Annotated in this window: 13 protein-coding genes; 10 read left to right on the forward strand and 3 right to left on the reverse strand. The window is 70.8% G+C overall.

Annotation, left to right across the window (positions count from 1 at the left end):
• The first annotated feature begins 9 nt into the window (after positions 1 to 9).
• Entirely contained in the window at positions 10 to 795 is a 786-nt protein-coding gene (locus WMF31_RS10245) for a PDZ domain-containing protein (protein ID WP_436601753.1), read from the forward strand.
• Between the two features lie 15 nt (positions 796 to 810).
• Positions 811 to 1,338: a TrmH family RNA methyltransferase gene (locus WMF31_RS10250; RefSeq protein ID WP_436601754.1), complete on the forward strand. Its 528-nt coding sequence runs from the start codon at positions 811 to 813 to the stop codon at positions 1,336 to 1,338.
• A 218-nt stretch (positions 1,339 to 1,556) separates the two neighbouring features.
• Here the strand turns inward: WMF31_RS10250 and WMF31_RS10255 are convergent, their stop codons facing one another.
• From WMF31_RS10255 to groES, 3 genes are all read right to left on the reverse strand, one after another.
• Positions 1,557 to 2,090: a GNAT family N-acetyltransferase gene (locus WMF31_RS10255; RefSeq protein ID WP_436601755.1), complete on the reverse strand. Its 534-nt coding sequence runs from the start codon at positions 2,088 to 2,090 to the stop codon at positions 1,557 to 1,559.
• Between the two features lie 119 nt (positions 2,091 to 2,209).
• Positions 2,210 to 3,838, reverse strand: a complete 1,629-nt coding sequence (gene groL / locus WMF31_RS10260; protein WP_436601756.1) for a chaperonin GroEL — start codon at positions 3,836 to 3,838, stop codon at positions 2,210 to 2,212.
• 33 nt (positions 3,839 to 3,871) lie between these two features.
• On the reverse strand, positions 3,872 to 4,162 hold the full coding sequence (gene groES / locus WMF31_RS10265; RefSeq protein WP_020738934.1) for a co-chaperone GroES: 291 nt from the start codon (positions 4,160 to 4,162) through the stop codon (positions 3,872 to 3,874).
• A gap of 455 nt (positions 4,163 to 4,617) precedes the next feature.
• On the opposite strand from groES, the gene WMF31_RS10270 reads away from it, so the two are divergent.
• From WMF31_RS10270 to WMF31_RS10305, 8 genes are all read left to right on the forward strand, one after another.
• Positions 4,618 to 5,223, forward strand: coding sequence for a hypothetical protein (locus tag WMF31_RS10270; RefSeq protein ID WP_436601757.1), 606 nt, complete (start codon positions 4,618 to 4,620; stop codon positions 5,221 to 5,223).
• Positions 5,223 to 5,888: a hypothetical protein gene (locus tag WMF31_RS10275; protein ID WP_436601758.1), complete on the forward strand. Its 666-nt coding sequence runs from the start codon at positions 5,223 to 5,225 to the stop codon at positions 5,886 to 5,888. Before WMF31_RS10270 ends, WMF31_RS10275 begins: the two co-directional genes overlap by 1 nt.
• Positions 5,889 to 6,110: 222 nt before the next feature.
• Positions 6,111 to 7,358, forward strand: coding sequence for a response regulator transcription factor (locus tag WMF31_RS10280; protein WP_436601759.1), 1,248 nt, complete (start codon positions 6,111 to 6,113; stop codon positions 7,356 to 7,358).
• A 377-nt stretch (positions 7,359 to 7,735) separates the two neighbouring features.
• Entirely contained in the window at positions 7,736 to 9,658 is a 1,923-nt protein-coding gene (locus tag WMF31_RS10285) for a hypothetical protein (RefSeq protein WP_436601760.1), read from the forward strand.
• A gap of 72 nt (positions 9,659 to 9,730) precedes the next feature.
• Positions 9,731 to 10,735, forward strand: a complete 1,005-nt coding sequence (locus tag WMF31_RS10290; RefSeq protein WP_129351351.1) for an AAA family ATPase — start codon at positions 9,731 to 9,733, stop codon at positions 10,733 to 10,735.
• An 18-nt stretch (positions 10,736 to 10,753) separates the two neighbouring features.
• Complete coding sequence (locus tag WMF31_RS10295) at positions 10,754 to 11,707, forward strand: DUF58 domain-containing protein (protein ID WP_129351349.1); 954 nt, start codon at positions 10,754 to 10,756, stop codon at positions 11,705 to 11,707.
• Positions 11,708 to 11,712: 5 nt separating this feature from the next.
• Entirely contained in the window at positions 11,713 to 13,617 is a 1,905-nt protein-coding gene (locus WMF31_RS10300) for a vWA domain-containing protein (RefSeq protein WP_436601761.1), read from the forward strand.
• Entirely contained in the window at positions 13,614 to 16,466 is a 2,853-nt protein-coding gene (locus WMF31_RS10305) for a VWA domain-containing protein (protein WP_436601762.1), read from the forward strand. The genes WMF31_RS10300 and WMF31_RS10305 overlap by 4 nt, the downstream gene beginning before the upstream one ends.
• Positions 16,467 to 16,578: the final 112 nt, after the last annotated feature.

Here is a 16,578-nt window from a genome sequence, read left to right on the forward strand (position 1 = left end):
GCGCTCTGCATGCCTGCGTTCCTCGCGCTGCTCATCGCGGGCGGCTGCTCGGTCCTTTACCCCGAGCTCGCGACCCCGCTCCGCGCCCCTCCGCCGGAGCTGGAGCTCCACCCGCCGCCGCCCGAGGACGTCCGGTGGCTCCGGATCGTCTGGGCGCGAATCCCCGAGCGCACCCGGGACGGTCGGGCCTGGGATGAGGGCGCGGGCAAGCTGCCGGACCCGTACGCGCGCGTCCTGGTCAACGGCAGGGAGATCTTCCGGACCGACGCGCAGGAGGACACCCTGGAGCCGACCTGGCCCGGTGGCCCCAGCGGGAACTTCCGCATCCTGCCCGAGGACCGGCTGCGCGTGGAGGTCTGGGAGGCGGACCCGTTCCTCGACAAGCCGATCGGGGTGCGCGAGATCGGTCGACCGACCGACGCGCACCGCGCCGCCGGCGAGATCCATGTCGATCTGAACGGGGGCGGCTCGCTCACGCTGGCGTTCGAGCCCGCCCACGCGAGGTTCGGTCTCGGCCTCTGGTACGAGCTGCGTTCGGGCTCCGTGGTGGTCTCGCGGATCATCGAGGGGGGGCCCGCCGAGCGCGCCGGGCTCCGTCCGGGCGACGAGGTGCTGGAGATCGCCGGGCGCCCCGTGCGGCGCATCTCCTCGAGCCAGGTCCGCGCCGCGCTCGACGCCGTGCCGCGCACCGGGCTCGTGCTCCTGGTCAAGCACGAGACCGGCGCGACCGAGCGGATCCGGGTCCACGAGGGGCCCATCTACCCGCTGTTCGATCGGTTCGGGGCCGTCGAGTAGGAGGACCAGCACGCCGTGAAGATCCCGCCGTTCGGGCTCACCACCGCCGAGATCCGCGAAGAGCTCGCGCCGCTGCGGCACGACTTCTCGGTCGCGGTCTGCCGCGCGAAGAACCCGTTCAACATCGGCGCCATCATCCGCGTCGCGCACTCGTTCCTGGTGCGGGAGATCTTCCTGATCGGCACCGAGCCCTATTACGAGCGCGCTTCGATGGGCATGCAGAAGTACGAGACCATCATCGAGTGCCCCGACGAGGCGGCGTTCCTGGAGGCGGCGCGCGGCCGCCCGCTCATCGGTGTCGAGCGCGACCACGCGCGGCGGACCCTCTGGGAGGCGCCGCTGCCGCGCGGGCTCGTCTTCCTCTTCGGCAGCGAGGACGACGGGCTGCCGCGGGTGCTGCTCGACGCGTGCGAGGACGTGATCGCGATCCCGATGTACGGGATCAACCACTCGTACCCGGTGGCGATCGCCGCGGGCATGACCATGTGCGAGTGGGCCCGGCGGCGCGACCCGCGGGGCGGCGTGAGCTGCGTGGGAGAGTGAGCCGCACGGGGGAGCGCGCCGCGCGCGACACCCGCGCGGGCGACCCGCTTCTGGACGCGGGCGGTGGCGGGCTCGTCGCGGGGCGCCCGGGCGCGGGCGGCGGCGGGCTCGTCGCGGGGGCGCCCGGGCGCGGGCGGCGGCGGGCTCATCGCGGGGGCGCCCGGGCGCGGGCGGTGGCGGGCTCGTCGCGGGGGCGCCCGGGCGCGGGCGGTGGCGGGCTACTCGCGGAAGCGCTCGAAGACGAGGAGCTCGCCCAGGAGGTCGTGCTCGAGCGTTCCCGTGGGGCGCATCCCGAGCTTCTCGATCACCCGGAGCGACGCGCGGTGCCACGCCGGGGTCGTGGCGATCACGCGCCTCACCACCGGCTGCTGCAACGCCCAGTGCAGGACGGCGCGCGACCCCTCGGTCGCATAGCCTTGCCCCTGGGACTTGCCCTCCACGCCGTAGCCGATCTCCACGGTGCCGGTCGGGTCGGGCCGACCGTTGAGCACCACGCTGCCGACGACGACCCGCGCTCCCAGCTCGCGCGTCACCATCAGCCGCGTGCCCCAGAGGAAGGCCTCCGGATCCTCGCGCAGCCGATCGAGCGGGGAGCTGAAGGCGCGCTCGACGAGCGCGCGCCCGGGCCAGGCGTCGGGGAAGCGCGCGCCGGACAGGGCCTCGGCCTCGAGGCGATCGCCGCGGATGACCGCCTCGAGCAGGGACAGCGAGACCGGGGTGAGCTCTAGGCGCTCGGTAGTCAGGGTGCTCATCGCGAACCTGAGGCGGATCAGATCACGCGTCGCCGCCTGCCGGAAGTCGAAATGGCGAAGGGCCGGCTCCCCAGGGGAAGCCGGCCCTTGCCCGCTCGGCTCAGCAGCCGGCGCCGCGATCAGAAGTCGTGGCCGTGGCCCGCGTGAGCGCCGCCCGCCGCCGCCTTCTCCTCCTTCGGCCGCTCAGCGATGAGCGCCTCCGTCGTGAGCATCAGGCTGGCGACGCTGGCCGCGTTCTGGAGCGCCGACCGGACGACCTTCGCCGGATCGATGACGCCCATCTCGAGCAGGTTGCCGTACTCGCCCGAGGCCGCGTTGTAGCCGAACGAGTCCTTGCCCTCGCGGACCTTCTGCACGACGATCGAGCCTTCCTCGCCCGCGTTGGCCGAGATCTGGCGGAGGGGCTCCTCGATGGCGCGACGGATGATGTTCACGCCGAACCGCTGCTCGTCGTTGACCTGCAGCTTGTCGAGCGAGCTCTGCGCGCGGATGAGCGCCACGCCGCCGCCCGGGACGATGCCCTCCTCGACGGCCGCGCGGGTCGCGTGCAGCGCGTCCTCGACGCGCGCCTTCTTCTCCTTCATCTCGGTCTCGGTCGCGGCGCCGACCTTGACCACCGCGACGCCGCCCACGAGCTTCGCCAGGCGCTCCTGGAGCTTCTCGCGGTCGTAGTCGCTCGTCGTGTTCTCGATCTGCGCGCGGATCTCCTGCTGCCGGGCCTTGATCTTGTCCTTCTTGCCCTGGCCGCCGACGATCGTGGTGTTGTCCTTGTCGATGATGACGGTCTTGGCGCGGCCGAGATCGCTGATCGTGACGTTCTCGAGCTTGAGCCCGAGCTCCTCCGCGATCACCTGGCCGTCCGTCAGGACGGCGATGTCCTTCAGCATCTCCTTGCGGCGATCACCGAAGCCCGGCGCCTTCACGGCCGCGCAGTGCAGCGTGCCGCGGAGCTTGTTCACGACGAGCGTCGCGAGCGCCTCGCCCTCGACGTCCTCGGCGATGATGAGGAGCTGCTTCTGGGCCTTGGCGATCGCCTCGAGCACCGGGAGCAGATCCTTCATGTTGGAGATCTTCTTCTCCGAGATGAGGATGTAGCAGTCCTCGAGGTTCGCCTTCATGGCCTCCGGATCGGTCACGAAGTACGGCGAGAGGTAGCCGCGGTCGAACTGCATGCCCTCGACCACGTCGAGGGTCGTGTCGGCGCTCTTGGCCTCCTCGACCGTGATCACGCCCTCCTTGCCGACCTTCTCCATGGCGTCGGCGAGGAGCTTGCCGATCGTCTCGTCGCCGTTCGCGCTGATCGTGCCGACCTGCGCGATCTCCTTCGCGTCCTTCGTCTGCTTGGCGGAGCCGCGGAGGTGCTCGACGATCGCCTCGACCGCCTTGTCGATGCCGCGCTTGATTTCCATCGGGTTGTGGCCCGCGGCGACGAGCTTGGAGCCCTCGCGGTAGATCGCCTGGGCGAGCACGGTCGCGGTGGTCGTCCCGTCGCCGGCGATGTCGCTCGTCTTCGAGGCGACCTCGCGGACCATCTGGGCGCCCATGTTCTCGAAGCGGTTCTCGAGCTCGATCTCCTTGGCGACCGTCACGCCGTCCTTGGTGACCGTCGGCGAGCCGAAGCTCTTCTCGATGACGACGTTGCGCCCCTTCGGGCCGAGGGTGACCTTGACCGCATCGGCGAGGGCGTTGACGCCCGCGAGGATCATGCTGCGGGCGGACTCGTTGTAGATGATTTCCTTGGCTGCCATGATGTCTCTCCTAAGTTCCTGCTGACGCCCGCGTCACTTCTCGATCACGCCGAGGATGTCATCCTCGCGGAGGATGAGGTGCTCCTCGCCGTCGATCTTCACCTCGGTGCCCGAGTACTTGCCGAAGAGGACGCGATCGCCCTCCTTGACGTCGAGCTTCCGCACGGTGCCGTCCTCGCCGACCTTGCCGTTGCCGACGGCGATCACCGTGCCCTCGATCGGCTTCTCCTTCGCGGTGTCCGGGATGTAGAGACCCCCCTTGGTCTTCTCTTCTTCCTTCACGCGCTGAACAATCACGCGGTCCTGGAGCGGTCGAATCTTCATGTGTGCGAATCCTCCGGGGACGAGCGCCGCGTCCCACAAGACGGCAGGACCCGGTGGCCCGGGTGAGCAGGCCGCAAGGTCCCGTACGATTGCAGTCTGGGCACTTTGCTAGCACTCACCTATGGCGAGTGCTAGCGAGCGGCGCCGAAGATAGCCACCCCCTGAGGGGTGTCAAGCGCGGCCCAGGTCGGTATTTGACGCGTTGGCAGCCAGGCGCAGCGGTGGCTGTAAGTCCTGGAGATCGCAGGGAAAGCGCGTGGCGTGAAGCTGGGCTCGGCCAGGTTCGTGGGCTAAATTGAGCGCATGAGGGCGAAAATGCGGCAGCCCAGTGACGCGAAGCCCTCACGGTCTCCAGACCCATGGAGGCCGACAGGATGTGTCTGGTCGACCTGAGCGCGTGGTGGCCCGGGTTACCTCGGTATCCAGGGCGCCCGCGCGAGCTGTGAGGTGCCCCCGTGAGCCAAGCGATCTCCGTGTCCCCGAGCATGACCCGCTATTTCCAGGAGGTTGTGGACGAGGCGCTCCGCGTCAGGAACGTCGCTGCGACCGAGGCGGCGTCAAGTTACCTCGTCGGCCTGCTTTGTGCGTTCGCTCACCCGGACGAGCATGTCGAGTCCGCCTTCAACCAGCCTCTGACCTTTCTGCTGCGCGATGCCCTGGAGTCCACCGGGGCCGAGCGCTTCCAGCGGCTGCGCGCGCTCGGCGACGGCGTGCTCTACGCGGTCGGCTTCTTCGGTGGCCATATCGAGCTCAAGGGCGTCGATCGTGGTTACGTCGTCGGGGTCGGCTCGTCCGCGTACCACCATGCGGCCGCTATGCTGCGCCTCAACGCGCGCGTCGGCCAGGGCCCGGATGTTCTTTCCGAGCTGGCCGAGAAGTTCGAGCGGTTCGTGAGCGTCCTGAACGATGTGGCGGACGGGACGCTCGCGTCCAGCGCCCGGGATGAGCGCTCCGTGCTCCGGCTGTACGAGCGCTGGCTTCGTACGGGCTCTTCCCGACTCGCCGAGGAGCTGGGGGCGCGCGGGCTCGTGCCGAGCCGCGGGACCGGTGGGCTCAACTGATGCAGGGCGCGACCTTTCCTGCGCGGATCCAGCGGCACCTCGCCCGGACCTACGCGCTCGACGACGCGCCCGCCGTCGACGATTTCATCCGGCCGACGGACGGCGCGGCGCGTGAAGCGCTGCTGATCCGGCACGCGGACGGCGACATCGAGGTGGCGCTGCACCTGCCGCGCCGGGCGATCTCGCGGGGGCGTGAGGGGACCTTCGACGAGATCTGCCAGATCGTCGAGGGCGTGAGCCACTTTCTCTACGTGGCCGAGCGGGCGCGCAGGGAGCTCCCGACGACCCAGCTCGAGCTCGAGCTCCAGGCCGAGGTCGACAAGTACGTGCTGCTCGTCCACGGCGGCCTGGCCGAGGAGGTCGGGCTCCCCGGTCCGCCTCATCCCGGGCACCACGAGGTCGCCCGGCCGGGGCCGGCGCGCTTCGAGCCCGAGCGCGCCGCCCGGATCCGCGCTCGCCTCTTCGAGCGGGTCGCCTTCATGGATCCCCCGGGCACGGAGACCGGCGATCGGTACCGGATCGCGAACGAGCTGGCCGCGCGGTTCACGGGCCGGCTCGAGGCCGAGTTCTCCCGCCGGGGGCGGCACGCCGAGCTGCTGGCCGCGCTCCGCCGCTTCTACGCGGCGGGGCAGACCGAGAAGATCGCCCTCGCGCGCGCCGCGTGAGCGCGTCCCGTGAGCGCGTCCTCGGCGGCGTGCAGCACCCCCCCGGCCTCGGTCCCCGAGGGGGGGCGAGGCCGGGGGCGGGCTCGGGTCGCGCCGGCCCGAGCCGCTGCGCGGAGCGTTACCTCTTGACCGATCCGCGCGCACGTACTCTCATCCGCATCCACGATGCCTTCCGCGAGCATGACGCCGCCCCGCGTGCTGGTGGCCGACGATGAGCCGGCGATGTTGAGCCTCGTTGCGCGTCACCTGAGGAACCTTGGTTTCTCCGTGATCGAGGCCTCCGAGGGCGATGCCGCCTGGGAGCTCGCGCGCGAGCATGTGCCCGATCTGGTGATCCTGGACGTGATGATGCCCGGCATGAGCGGCTGGGAGGTCTGCAAACGGCTGAAGAGCGACGGCGCCGACGGCCGGCCCTTCGTGCGCACCGGGGTCATCATGCTCACCGGCATCGGTGAGAACCTGAACGAGATGACGTCGCCGTTGTTCGCCGCGGACGCCTGGTTGAACAAGCCGTTCAACCTGTCGGACCTCGATGAGCGCGTGCGCGAGACGCTCGCGCGGTACGCGAAACCGGAGCTGGAATCGGAGCCGGAACCGGAGCTGGAATCGGAGCCGGAGCCGGAGCTGGAATCGGAGCCGGAGCCGGAGCTGGAATCGGAGCCGGAGCTGGAATCGGAGCCGGAGCCGGAGCTGGAATCGGAGCCGGAGCTGGAATCGGAGCCGGAGTCGGAGCTGGAATCGGAGCCGGAGCTGGAATCGGAATCGGAGCCGGAGCCGGTGTCCGATCCGGAACCGTTGTCGGACGGCGGCACGGTCCAGGCGCGCATCGCGGACGAGGAGGGCGAGGCTGCCGAGGATCCCTCCTCCGGTGCGCGCGCGAGGCCGTCGGCCACCACGAAAAAGAAGGCGGCGGCGAGGCGCGCCCCGGCGAGGAAGACGCCTGCAAGGAAGGCCGCCGCGTCGAAGAAGCCGGCCGCGAGGAAGAAGGCCGCGTCGAAGCGGGCGTCGGCGAAGAAGGCCGCGCCGAAGAAGAAGGCCGCGCCGAAGAAGAAGGCCGCGAGGAACACGGTCGCGTCGAAGCGGGCGTCGGCGAAGAAGGCCGCGAAGAACAAGGCCGCGTCGAAGAGGACGCCGGTGAAGAAGGCCGCGTCGAAGAGGACGCCGGTGAAGAAGGCCGCGTCGAAGAGGACGCCGGTGAAGAAGGCCGCGCCGAAGAAGACGGCCGCGAGGAAGACGGTCGCGTCGAAGCGGGCGTCGGCGAAGAAGGCCGCGCCGAAGAAGACGGCCGCGTCAAAGCGGACGTCGGCGAGGAGGCCCGCGCCGAAGAAGAAGGCCGCGAGGAAGACGGCCGCGTCGAAGCGGACGTCGGCGAAGAGGCCCGCGCCGAAGAAGAAGGCCGTGAGGAAGACGGTCGCGTCGAAGAGGACGTCGTCGAAGAGGGCCGCGTCCAGGAAGAAGACGGCGACGTGATCCCACCCAGGGCCCGCGCTGCGCGCGGCGCCCGGTGTCATCCCTTCACGACAACGCTCGTGTCCGTCCGCTGAGTCCGACGCAGGGGCGCCGTCCGGTCCGAAATCGGGACGGGGTCCGGCCCTTCGCCCTCGGCGCGTCGCGACCCCCGCGACGCGAGCGCGCGGTGGACGCTGCCCTCGCGCGGCGGATGCTGCCGTCGCGCGGGGAATCACCGAGGCGCGGCGTGCGTCGTGCTCGTACGCGCCGCGCGCGCTCCCATACGCGCCGCGCGCGCTCCCAGGAACTTTCGGGCGCGTGACCCGTCAGCAGGTACAATGCCCTGACGTTTCCACTTCGAGGGGCCCCGCGGGGGGGCGCCCGGAGCGACGAGCACCGTGAGCGACTCTCGCACGAAGCACCTGGATCGTATTCGCCGCGCCGCCTCCGCGGTCGAGCTGAGGCTGCGGCTTGGGCGTGCGCTGCGCGCGTTGCCGAGCGCGTTGACCCTCGCGCTGGCGATCGCCGCCGGGACGCTCGCGGTCCACAAGGCGCTGCCCGGGCAGCTGAGCGAGCTCCGGACGCGGCAGATCCTCGTCGGTGCGGGGCTGCTCGTGCTGGCCACCCTCGCCCTCGCGATGCTCCGCCGCTTGCCCCCGCGGTCCGGCACGATGGCGCTCGACCGGCACCACGGCCTCTCGGACCGCCTGACGAACGCCCTCGCCTTCGAGGCGCTGCCCCCGGCGCAGCGCACTCCGCTGATGGAGGCGGCGATCGACGACGCCTGCGAGCACGCCGCAGGGCTCCGCCCCGCCGGCGCCGCGCCGCTCGCGTTCCCGCGCGATCTCGCGGCCTCGGCCGCGGTCGCCCTCGGCCTGCTCGCGGTGGCGCTCCTCGAGGTGCGCACCCCGCGGAAGGTGGCGCCCGTCGCGCAGACCATCGACGCGCTCACCATGTCGCCCGACGACATCGAGCTCTTCAAGGACGCGGCCAAGGCGCTCGACCGGCAGGACCAGAGCCCGGAGGTGAAGGCGGCCGTCGAGCGGTTCAACCAGCTCATCGAGGACATCGCCAACAAGCGCCTCGATCGGACCGAGGCGTTCCGCCGCATGGAGGCGATCGAGCGCGAGCTCCTCAAGGGCGCCGAGGCCGACCTGAAGGCGCTCGAGGAGGCGCTCAAGGAGACCGGGATCGACCTCAAGCGGAGCGAGCTGACGAAGAGCGCCGGGGAGTCCCTCGAGAAGAAGGACCTCGAGAAGGCGAAGCGGGACCTGAAGGAGCTCGCCGAGAAGCTCCGGGACAAGAAGCAGAAGCTCAACAAGGCCGAGCTGGAGCGGCTGCGCAAGGCGCTCGCCGAGGCGGCCTCACGCCGCAAGGAGGCCCTCGCCGCGATCAACGAGAAGCGCGCCGAGGCGCGTGAGCAGCTCCTCAAGCAGAAGCAGAAGGCCGCCGCGAGCGACCCGCAGCGATCCGAGGAGGAGCGGCTGCTCCGGAAGAAGGAGCGCGAGCTGGAGCGGCTCGACCGCGACGCCGAGCAGAAGGAGCGGACGGGCCGGCAGCTCGATCGGCTCGACCGGGAGCTCGCCAAGGCCGCAGAAGATCTGCTGAGGGATCTCGGGATGTCCGCGGACGATCTCGAGCAGGCCGCCGAGGACATCAACCGGATGCAGCAGGAGGAGATGTCCGAGAAGGAGAAGGAGGAGCTGCGCCAGCGGCTCGAGGAGCTCCGCGAGCTCCTGCGCCAGCAGGGCCAGGGAGGCCAGCAGCGGATGGCGAGGATGCTCCGCTTCGGCAAGCGGGCGCGCGGCAACCAGGGCGGCGGCGACGAGCAGCAGGGGCAGGGCCAGGGGCAAAAGGGGCAGGGGAACGGCGAGCAGGAAGGGCAGGGCGGCCAGGGCAAGGACGGCCAGGGCCAGGGCCAGCAGTGGGTGATCGGGCCCGGGGGCAAGAAGATCCTGCTGCCCGGCGGGCAAGGTCAGGGGCAGAACGGGCAGGGGGGCGACAAGGGCAACTCCGGCGGCAACCAGCCCGGGGGCGACGGCGCCGGCTCGGGGCGCGGCGGCGAGGTGGCGGGCAAGCGCACGGACCCGAAGATGGGGACCCAGGACGTCCACGCGCAGGGGCTCGACACGCAGCAGGGGCCCTCGAACAGCGAGGTGATCCTCAGCGCCGCCGAGCGGGGGTTCAAGGGGACCGGCTACAAGAAGGTCTTCACCGACTATCACACCGTCGCAGAGCAGCAGATCAACAAGGACCAGATCCCGGACGGATACCGGTTCTACGTGAACCGGTACTTCCAGCTCATCAGGCCGCGCGAGTGACTCGAGCCGGCGGCTCGAGCGCGACCGCGCCTCTACGGACGCCCCGCGACAGCGGGCTCCACGCAGGATGATATGGCCGAGAAGACGAAGGAAGCAGCGCGCGCCGAGGTGGACGAGTTCCGCGCGGGCATCGGAGAGCTGCGCGAGGAGGTGGGGAAGGTCATCGTCGGCAACCGCGACGTGGTCGACGGGGTGCTCACGTGCATGCTCGCCGGCTCGCACGCGCTCCTCGAGGGCGTGCCGGGCCTCGGCAAGACGATGCTCGTCCGCACCATGGCCGAGGCGCTCGAGCTCCAGTTCTCGCGCATCCAGTTCACGCCCGACATGATGCCCGCGGACATCATCGGCACGACCGTCATCGATGAGAGCGCGGGCGGGCAGCGGGCGTTCTCGTTCCGCAAGGGGCCGATCTTCGCGAACATCGTCCTCGCCGACGAGATCAACCGGGCGACGCCGAAGACCCAGAGCGCGCTGCTCGAGGCGATGCAGGAGCACCGGGTCACGGTCTCGCGGCAGAGCTACACGCTGGAGGAGCCGTTCTTCGTCCTGGCGACGCAGAACCCGCTCGAGAGCGAGGGGACCTACCCGCTCCCCGAGGCGCAGCTCGATCGGTTCTTCTTCAAGCTGCAGGTGCCGTTCCCGAGCCGCGACGAGCTGAACTCGATCCTCGAGCGCACCACCGGGTCCGAGGCGATCGACGTGCGACCGGTCCTGAACAAGGAGCGGATCGTCGCCATGCAGCGGCTCGTCCGCGAGGTGCCCGTGGCGAGGCACGTCCAGGACTACGCGGTGCGGCTCCTCCAGGCCACGCACCCGACCGAGGACGGCAGCCTCGACATGGTGAAGCGGTTCGTGAAGTTCGGCGGGTCGCCGCGGGGGGCGCAGGCGCTGCTGCTCGCCGCCAAGATCCGGGCGCTCTTCGAGGGGCGGTTCGCGGCGTCGGTCGACGACGTGCGCGCGTGCGCGCTGCCCGCGCTGCGCCACCGCGTGCTCCTCAACTTCGAGGGGGAGGCCGAGGGGGTGAAGACCGACGAGGTGCTGCAGGCGATCCTCAAGCACTTGCCGGAGAGCCAGTGAGGGATCGCCGAAGGTAAGATGGGGCTCTTCGACGCGTTCAAGAGGGCCGCTGCGCCGCTGCGCCGGGTCCGTGGGCTCTCCGGTGCCGCTCCCGACGAGGAGCTCTTCGACGACGAGTTCCAGCGCAAGCTCGACTACCTCGCGATGGTGAGCCGCCGCGTCTTCTCGGGCGCGATGCGCGCGGAGCGGCGGACCAAGAAGACCGGCTCCGGGGTCGAGTTCGCCGATCACCGCGACTACGTCGCCGGCGACGACTTCAGGTACCTCGACTGGGCCGCGTACCAGCGCTTCGATCGCCTCCTCATCCGGCTCTACGAGGAGGAGGAAGATCTCTCGATCTACTTCATCCTGGACACGTCGGCGTCGATGTCGTTCGGCGACGGCGAGAAGCTCAGGCACGCGAAGCGCCTCTGCGCGGCGCTGGCCTACGTGGGCCTCGCCAACCTCGACCGGATCGCGATCGTCACCGCGACCGACGAGATCAGCGGGCGCATGCAGTCGACGCGAGGCAAGGCCCGCATCTTCAGGATCTTCCGCTTCCTCGGGCAGGCGCGCGCCGAGGGCGCGACCGACCTCGGGGAGGCGATGAAGACCTTCGTGGCGCAGCACAAGCGGCGCGGGCTCGCCGTCGTCCTCAGCGATCTGTACGACCCGGTGGGCTTCGAGCGCGGGATCAACGTGCTCCGGTACAACCGCTTCGAGCCGTTCGTGCTCCACATCGTCGACGCGCGCGAGGCCCGGCCCGCGCTCCGCGGCGACGTGCGCGTCTACGACTGCGAGACCGGCGACGAGCGCGAGGTCACCGTGACGGCGAAGGTGCTCGACCGGTACGCCGAGGCGTACGAGCAGTACCTCGACGAGATCCGCCGCTTCTGCACGTCGCGGCAGGTGAGCTACTTCCGCGCCGACGTGTCCGTCCCCTTCGATGAGCTGATCCTGCGCGTGTTCCGCAGAGGCGGCTTCCTCCGGTAGCGGCCATGCACTTCACCGGCGTCCCGCTCGCGACCCTGCTCCAGATCGGCGCCCTCGCCGGCGCGGTGGTCGTCGTCTTCTACATCCTCAAGCTGCGCCGGCGCCCTGTCGCGGTGCCCTTCTCGAAGATCTGGGAGCGCGTCCTCCGGGACAAGGAGGCGACGAGCCTGTTCTCGCAGCTCAAGCGGCTCCTCTCGCTGCTCCTGCAGCTCGCGCTGCTCGCGCTGCTCCTGCTCGCGCTCGGAGATCCGCGCCCGGAGGCGAACCTCATCGAGGGGCGCAACATCGTCGTCCTCATCGACGCGAGCGCGAGCATGCAGGCCATCGACGTGGCGCCCTCGCGCCTCGAGCGCGCGAAGGAGGAGGTCAGGAAGATGGTCCGCGGCCTCTCCGGCAGCGACCGCATGCTGCTGGCCCAGATGGACGCGGCCGTCACGCCCCTGTCCACGCTCACCGGAGAGATCGCGGAGCTCGAGGCGGCCGTCGCGGCCGTGAAGCCGACCGACGCGGCCGCCGACTTCGCGCGCGCGCTCCGCTTCGCGAGCGACACCCTGAGCGGGCTGCCGTCGCCGGAGATCATCGTCGTGAGCGACGGCGCCCTCGGCGAGCCCGCCGACGCCGGCGGGCCCGTGCGCCTCGGCGACGTCAAGCTCTCGTTCTTGCCCGTCGGCGAGGGGGCGAGGAACGCCGCCATCACCGAGTTCTCGGTGCGGCGCTACCCCCTCGACAAGAGCCGCTACGAGGTGATGCTCGAGGTCACCAACACGAGCGACGAGCCGCTCGATCTCGAGCTGTCGCTGCTCGGCGACGGCCAGCTCACCGATCTGACGCGCATCCGGCTCAAGCCCAAGGAGGAGCTGCCCCGCTTCTATCCGAACCTCTCCGGCGCCTCGAAGTCGCTCGAGGCGAGGCTCTCGCTGGCCGACGGCAGCTCCGACGACCTGCCCGCGGACGACCGCGCCTACGCGCTCTTGCCCGAGCGGCGCCGCGCGCGCGTGCAGGTCGTCTCCGCGGGGAACATGTTCCTCGAGGCGGCGCTGCTCCTCGACGAGTACCTCGACGTGACGTTCGTCGAGCCGCAGCGTTACCCGGCGGGCTCCTCGTTCGACGTGACCATCTTCGACGGCGTGACGCCGAACGTCGCGCCGGGGAGCGGGAGCTTGCTCTACCTCAACCCGACCGGGGCCAACCTCCCGTTCGAGGTGGGCAAGGAGATCCTGGACGACGATCCGAGCTACCGCCTGGGGTTCGACGAGCTCGACGCGAAGCACCCGCTCCTCCGGTACACGGCGCTCAGCGACGTGAACATCGCGCGCGCCCACGCGCTCAAGGGCGACAAGGAAGACAGGGTCGTCGGGCGGAGCTACAAGGGCCCGCTGCTCATCGAGGGGCGGCGCGGCGGCGTGAAGTTCGTCGCGCTGGGGTTCGACGTCCGCGAGAGCGACTTCCCCCTCCGCATCGCCTGGCCGCTCTTCCTGCTCAACGCCATCAACAACTTCGTGGAGGAGGACACGGGCTACATCTCCTCGTTCCGCACGGGCGCCGTGTGGCACATCCCGGCGTCCTCCTCCGCGGAGACGGCCACCCTGGAGCAGCCCGACGGGACGGAGCGGACCGTCCCGATCCAGGACGGGCGGGCCGTGTTCCTGGGGCAGCACGCCGGCTTCTACACGCTGCGCGTCGGCGCCGGCGGCGCGGCGGAGGAGAGCATGTTCGCCGCCAACCTCTCCGCCCCGGAGGAGAGCGCGATCGCCCCCGCGGCCGAGCTCAAGGTCGGCGGCCAGAGCGCCGGCGCGGTGAGCGAGTTCAAGATCGGCGTCCGGCGGGAGCTCTGGGTTTACCTGCTCGCGGCGGTGCTCCTCGTGACCGCGATCGAGTGGCTCACGTATCACAGGAGGGTGACGGTGTGAGCGCGTTCAGCGACCGCAGATTCCGCGTCGTCGCGTGGGCCATCACCTGCGTCGCCCTCGCGGGGATCCTGTTCTGGGCGTACCGGAGATACGTCCTCTTGCACCCGGATCCGACGCTCACGTGGGTGCGCGAGGGCGTGAAGTACGAGCTCCTCAACCCGAAGATGCTCGGCGCGCTCCTGCTCGCGCCCTGGTTCGTCGGCGTGCTCGCGGGATCGCTCGCCGATCTCCCCCTCCCGCAGCGCGTGATCTCGGTCCTGCTCCGGATCGCCTTCGTCGCGCTGATCGCGCTCGGGCTGTCGCGGCTCGCGCGGACCGCGACCACGGAGAAGGTCGCCACCGTCTACCTCATCGACGTCTCGGAGTCGGTCACGGACGAGGCGCTCGACGACGCGCGCGCGGCGCTCGACCGGGCGTTCGCCGAGAAGCCGGAGGACGGCGTCGTCAAGGTGATCACCTTCGCGCGGCGGCCTCGGCTCGTCGAGCGCGCCGCCGGGGAGGCGGCCGGCCGCGACGCGGCGCGGCGCGCGCCGGCCATCGGGCGCCACCTCGACGAGAAGGGGCAGCGCGGCGATCTCGGCGCAGGATCGAACCTCCAGGCGGCGCTGCAGCTCGCCTACGGGCTGTACCCGCCCGGCTACCTCAAGCGCGCCGTGCTGATGTCGGACGGCGTCCAGACCGACGGCGACGTGCTCGCCGAGGCGAACCGGGCGCGTGACTTCGGGGTGAGGCTCTTCGCCATCCCGTACCGGCGGCCCGCGCCGCCCGAGGTCGCGGTGCGCGAGCTCAGGATGCCGGACCGGGTGAAGGTCGGCGAGACGTTCGAGATCCACGCCGACATCTACGCCAGCCGCGCCACCAGAGCCCGGGCGCGGCTGTTCCAGGGCGAGGCGCTGAACGGGCTCGAGGGCGTCCGGAGCCTCGAGCTCAAGGCGGGGCCGAACGACGTCGTGTTCAAGAGCGTCGTGCGCATCGCGGGGCAGGTGACCTACGCGCTCGAGCTCGACGAGATCGCGGACGACAAGTTCAAGGAGAACAACCGGTACGCGACCACCATCGACGTGCCGGGGCGCCCGTCGGTGCTCTACATCGAGGGGACGCCGCAGCACGCGGGCCCGCTCTCGAGCGCGCTCACCGCGCAGCAGTTCGACGTCGACGTCAGGCCGCCGGCCGGCTTCCCGGGCTCCCTCAAGGAGATGGAACGCTACGATTTCCTGATCGTGTCCGACACGCCGAAGGAGGCGCTCAGCCTGCAGGGGCAGGAGATCATCGAGCGCTACGTGCGCGATCTCGGCGGAGGGTTCCTCTTCGCCGGCGGCGAGTCCGGCTACGGCCTCGGCGGCTGGTACCGCACCACCATCGAGCGGATCCTTCCAGTGCGGATGGACAACGAGCGGAAGAAGGACATGCCGAGCGTCGCGATGGCGCTCGTCATGGACCGCTCGGGGTCGATGACCGGCCTGCCGATCGAGATGGCCAAGGCCGCGGCGAAGGCGACCGCGGGGGTCCTGTCGTCGGACGACCTGATCGAGGTCATCGCGTTCGACTCGGCGCCGACCCGCTACGTGAAGATGCAGCCCGCGCGCAATCGCTCGCGCATCGCCGGCGAGATCGCGCGCATCCAGCCGGGGGGCGGGACCGAGATCTTCTCCGCGCTCGACGCCGCCTACCAGGACATGACGGTGACCCAGGCGCGCAAGAAGCACGTCATCCTCCTCACCGACGGCAAGGCGTCGACGGGCGGCATCCGCGATCTCGTGTCCGCGATGATCGCCGAGTCGATCACCGTGACGACCGTGGGGCTCGGGAACGACCTCGACGAGCAGCTGCTCAAGATGATCGCCGACGTGGGCGGGGGGCGCTTCCACGCGGTCCCCGATCCGAACAACCTGCCGCGGATCTTCACCAAGGAGACCGAGATGATCGCGCGCTCCGCCGCGGTCGAGGAGTGGTTCCCGGTCACCCAGGTGGGCGACGCGGCGTTCCTCCGCGGCATCGACGTCCGCACCGCGCCGAACCTCCACGGCTACGTCTCGACCAAGCTGAAGCCGCCGCCGGCCCAGGAGCTGCTCACGAGCGACACCGAGGAGCCGATCCTGGCGCGGTGGCGCGTCGGCCTCGGCTGGACGCTGGCCTGGACGAGCGACGTCAAGGCGCGCTGGGCCGTGGAGTGGCTGCGCTGGCCCGGCTTCGAGAGGTTCTGGGGTCAGCTCGTCCACGAGCACATGCGCACGAAGCACCGGCGTGAGCTCGACATGAAGGCCGAGATCGTGGGCGGCGAGCTGCGCGCGTCCGTCGATGCGTTCGGGGCCGACGACCGGTTCGAGAACCACCTGACCTCCCGGCTCAGCATCATCGGGCCCGAGCCGGGCGGGGCGACGCGGGTCGTCGAGATGCGCCAGACCGCGCCGGGGCGGTACGAGGTCGCGCTCCCGCTGGATCGGTACGGATCGTTCCTGCTGCGGGCGGAGCACCTGCGCGAGGCCGAGGACGGCTCGCTCCGCGCCGTCGCGGTCAGCTACGGCCACGTCTCGAACCCGTACCCCCGCGAGTACGCCAGCTTCGAGCCGGAGCTCGCGACGCTCGAGAAGGCCGCGGCGTCGACCGGCGGTGGGGTCGATCCGAGCGGCGTGGCCGCCATCTTCGACCCCCGCGGGGAGAAGGTGACCTTCCACGAGGAGCTCTGGCCGCGGTTCATCTATGCCGCCATGGCGGTCTTCCTGCTCGATCTGTTCGTCCGGCGGGTGCGGCTCTTCGACAGGAAGTTCGTCGCGCGCCGGGGCCGCGACGGAGGTGGCAGGAGGCTCGCCGCGGCGGGGCGGTCCGTGGCACAGCCGAGGCCAGAGTGACCGCGGATCCCCTGCTCCGCCCCTGTGCCGCGCCCGACGCAGACCGGCGTCCGTCGGGCCGTTCCCGAGCGCGCCGCGTGGCTCGCTGTGCCCTGGCCCGCTGGTCTGCACC

Source organism: Sorangium sp. So ce1036 (assembly GCF_051369805.1).
GTDB lineage: Bacteria > Myxococcota_A > Polyangia > Polyangiales > Polyangiaceae > Sorangium > Sorangium cellulosum_F.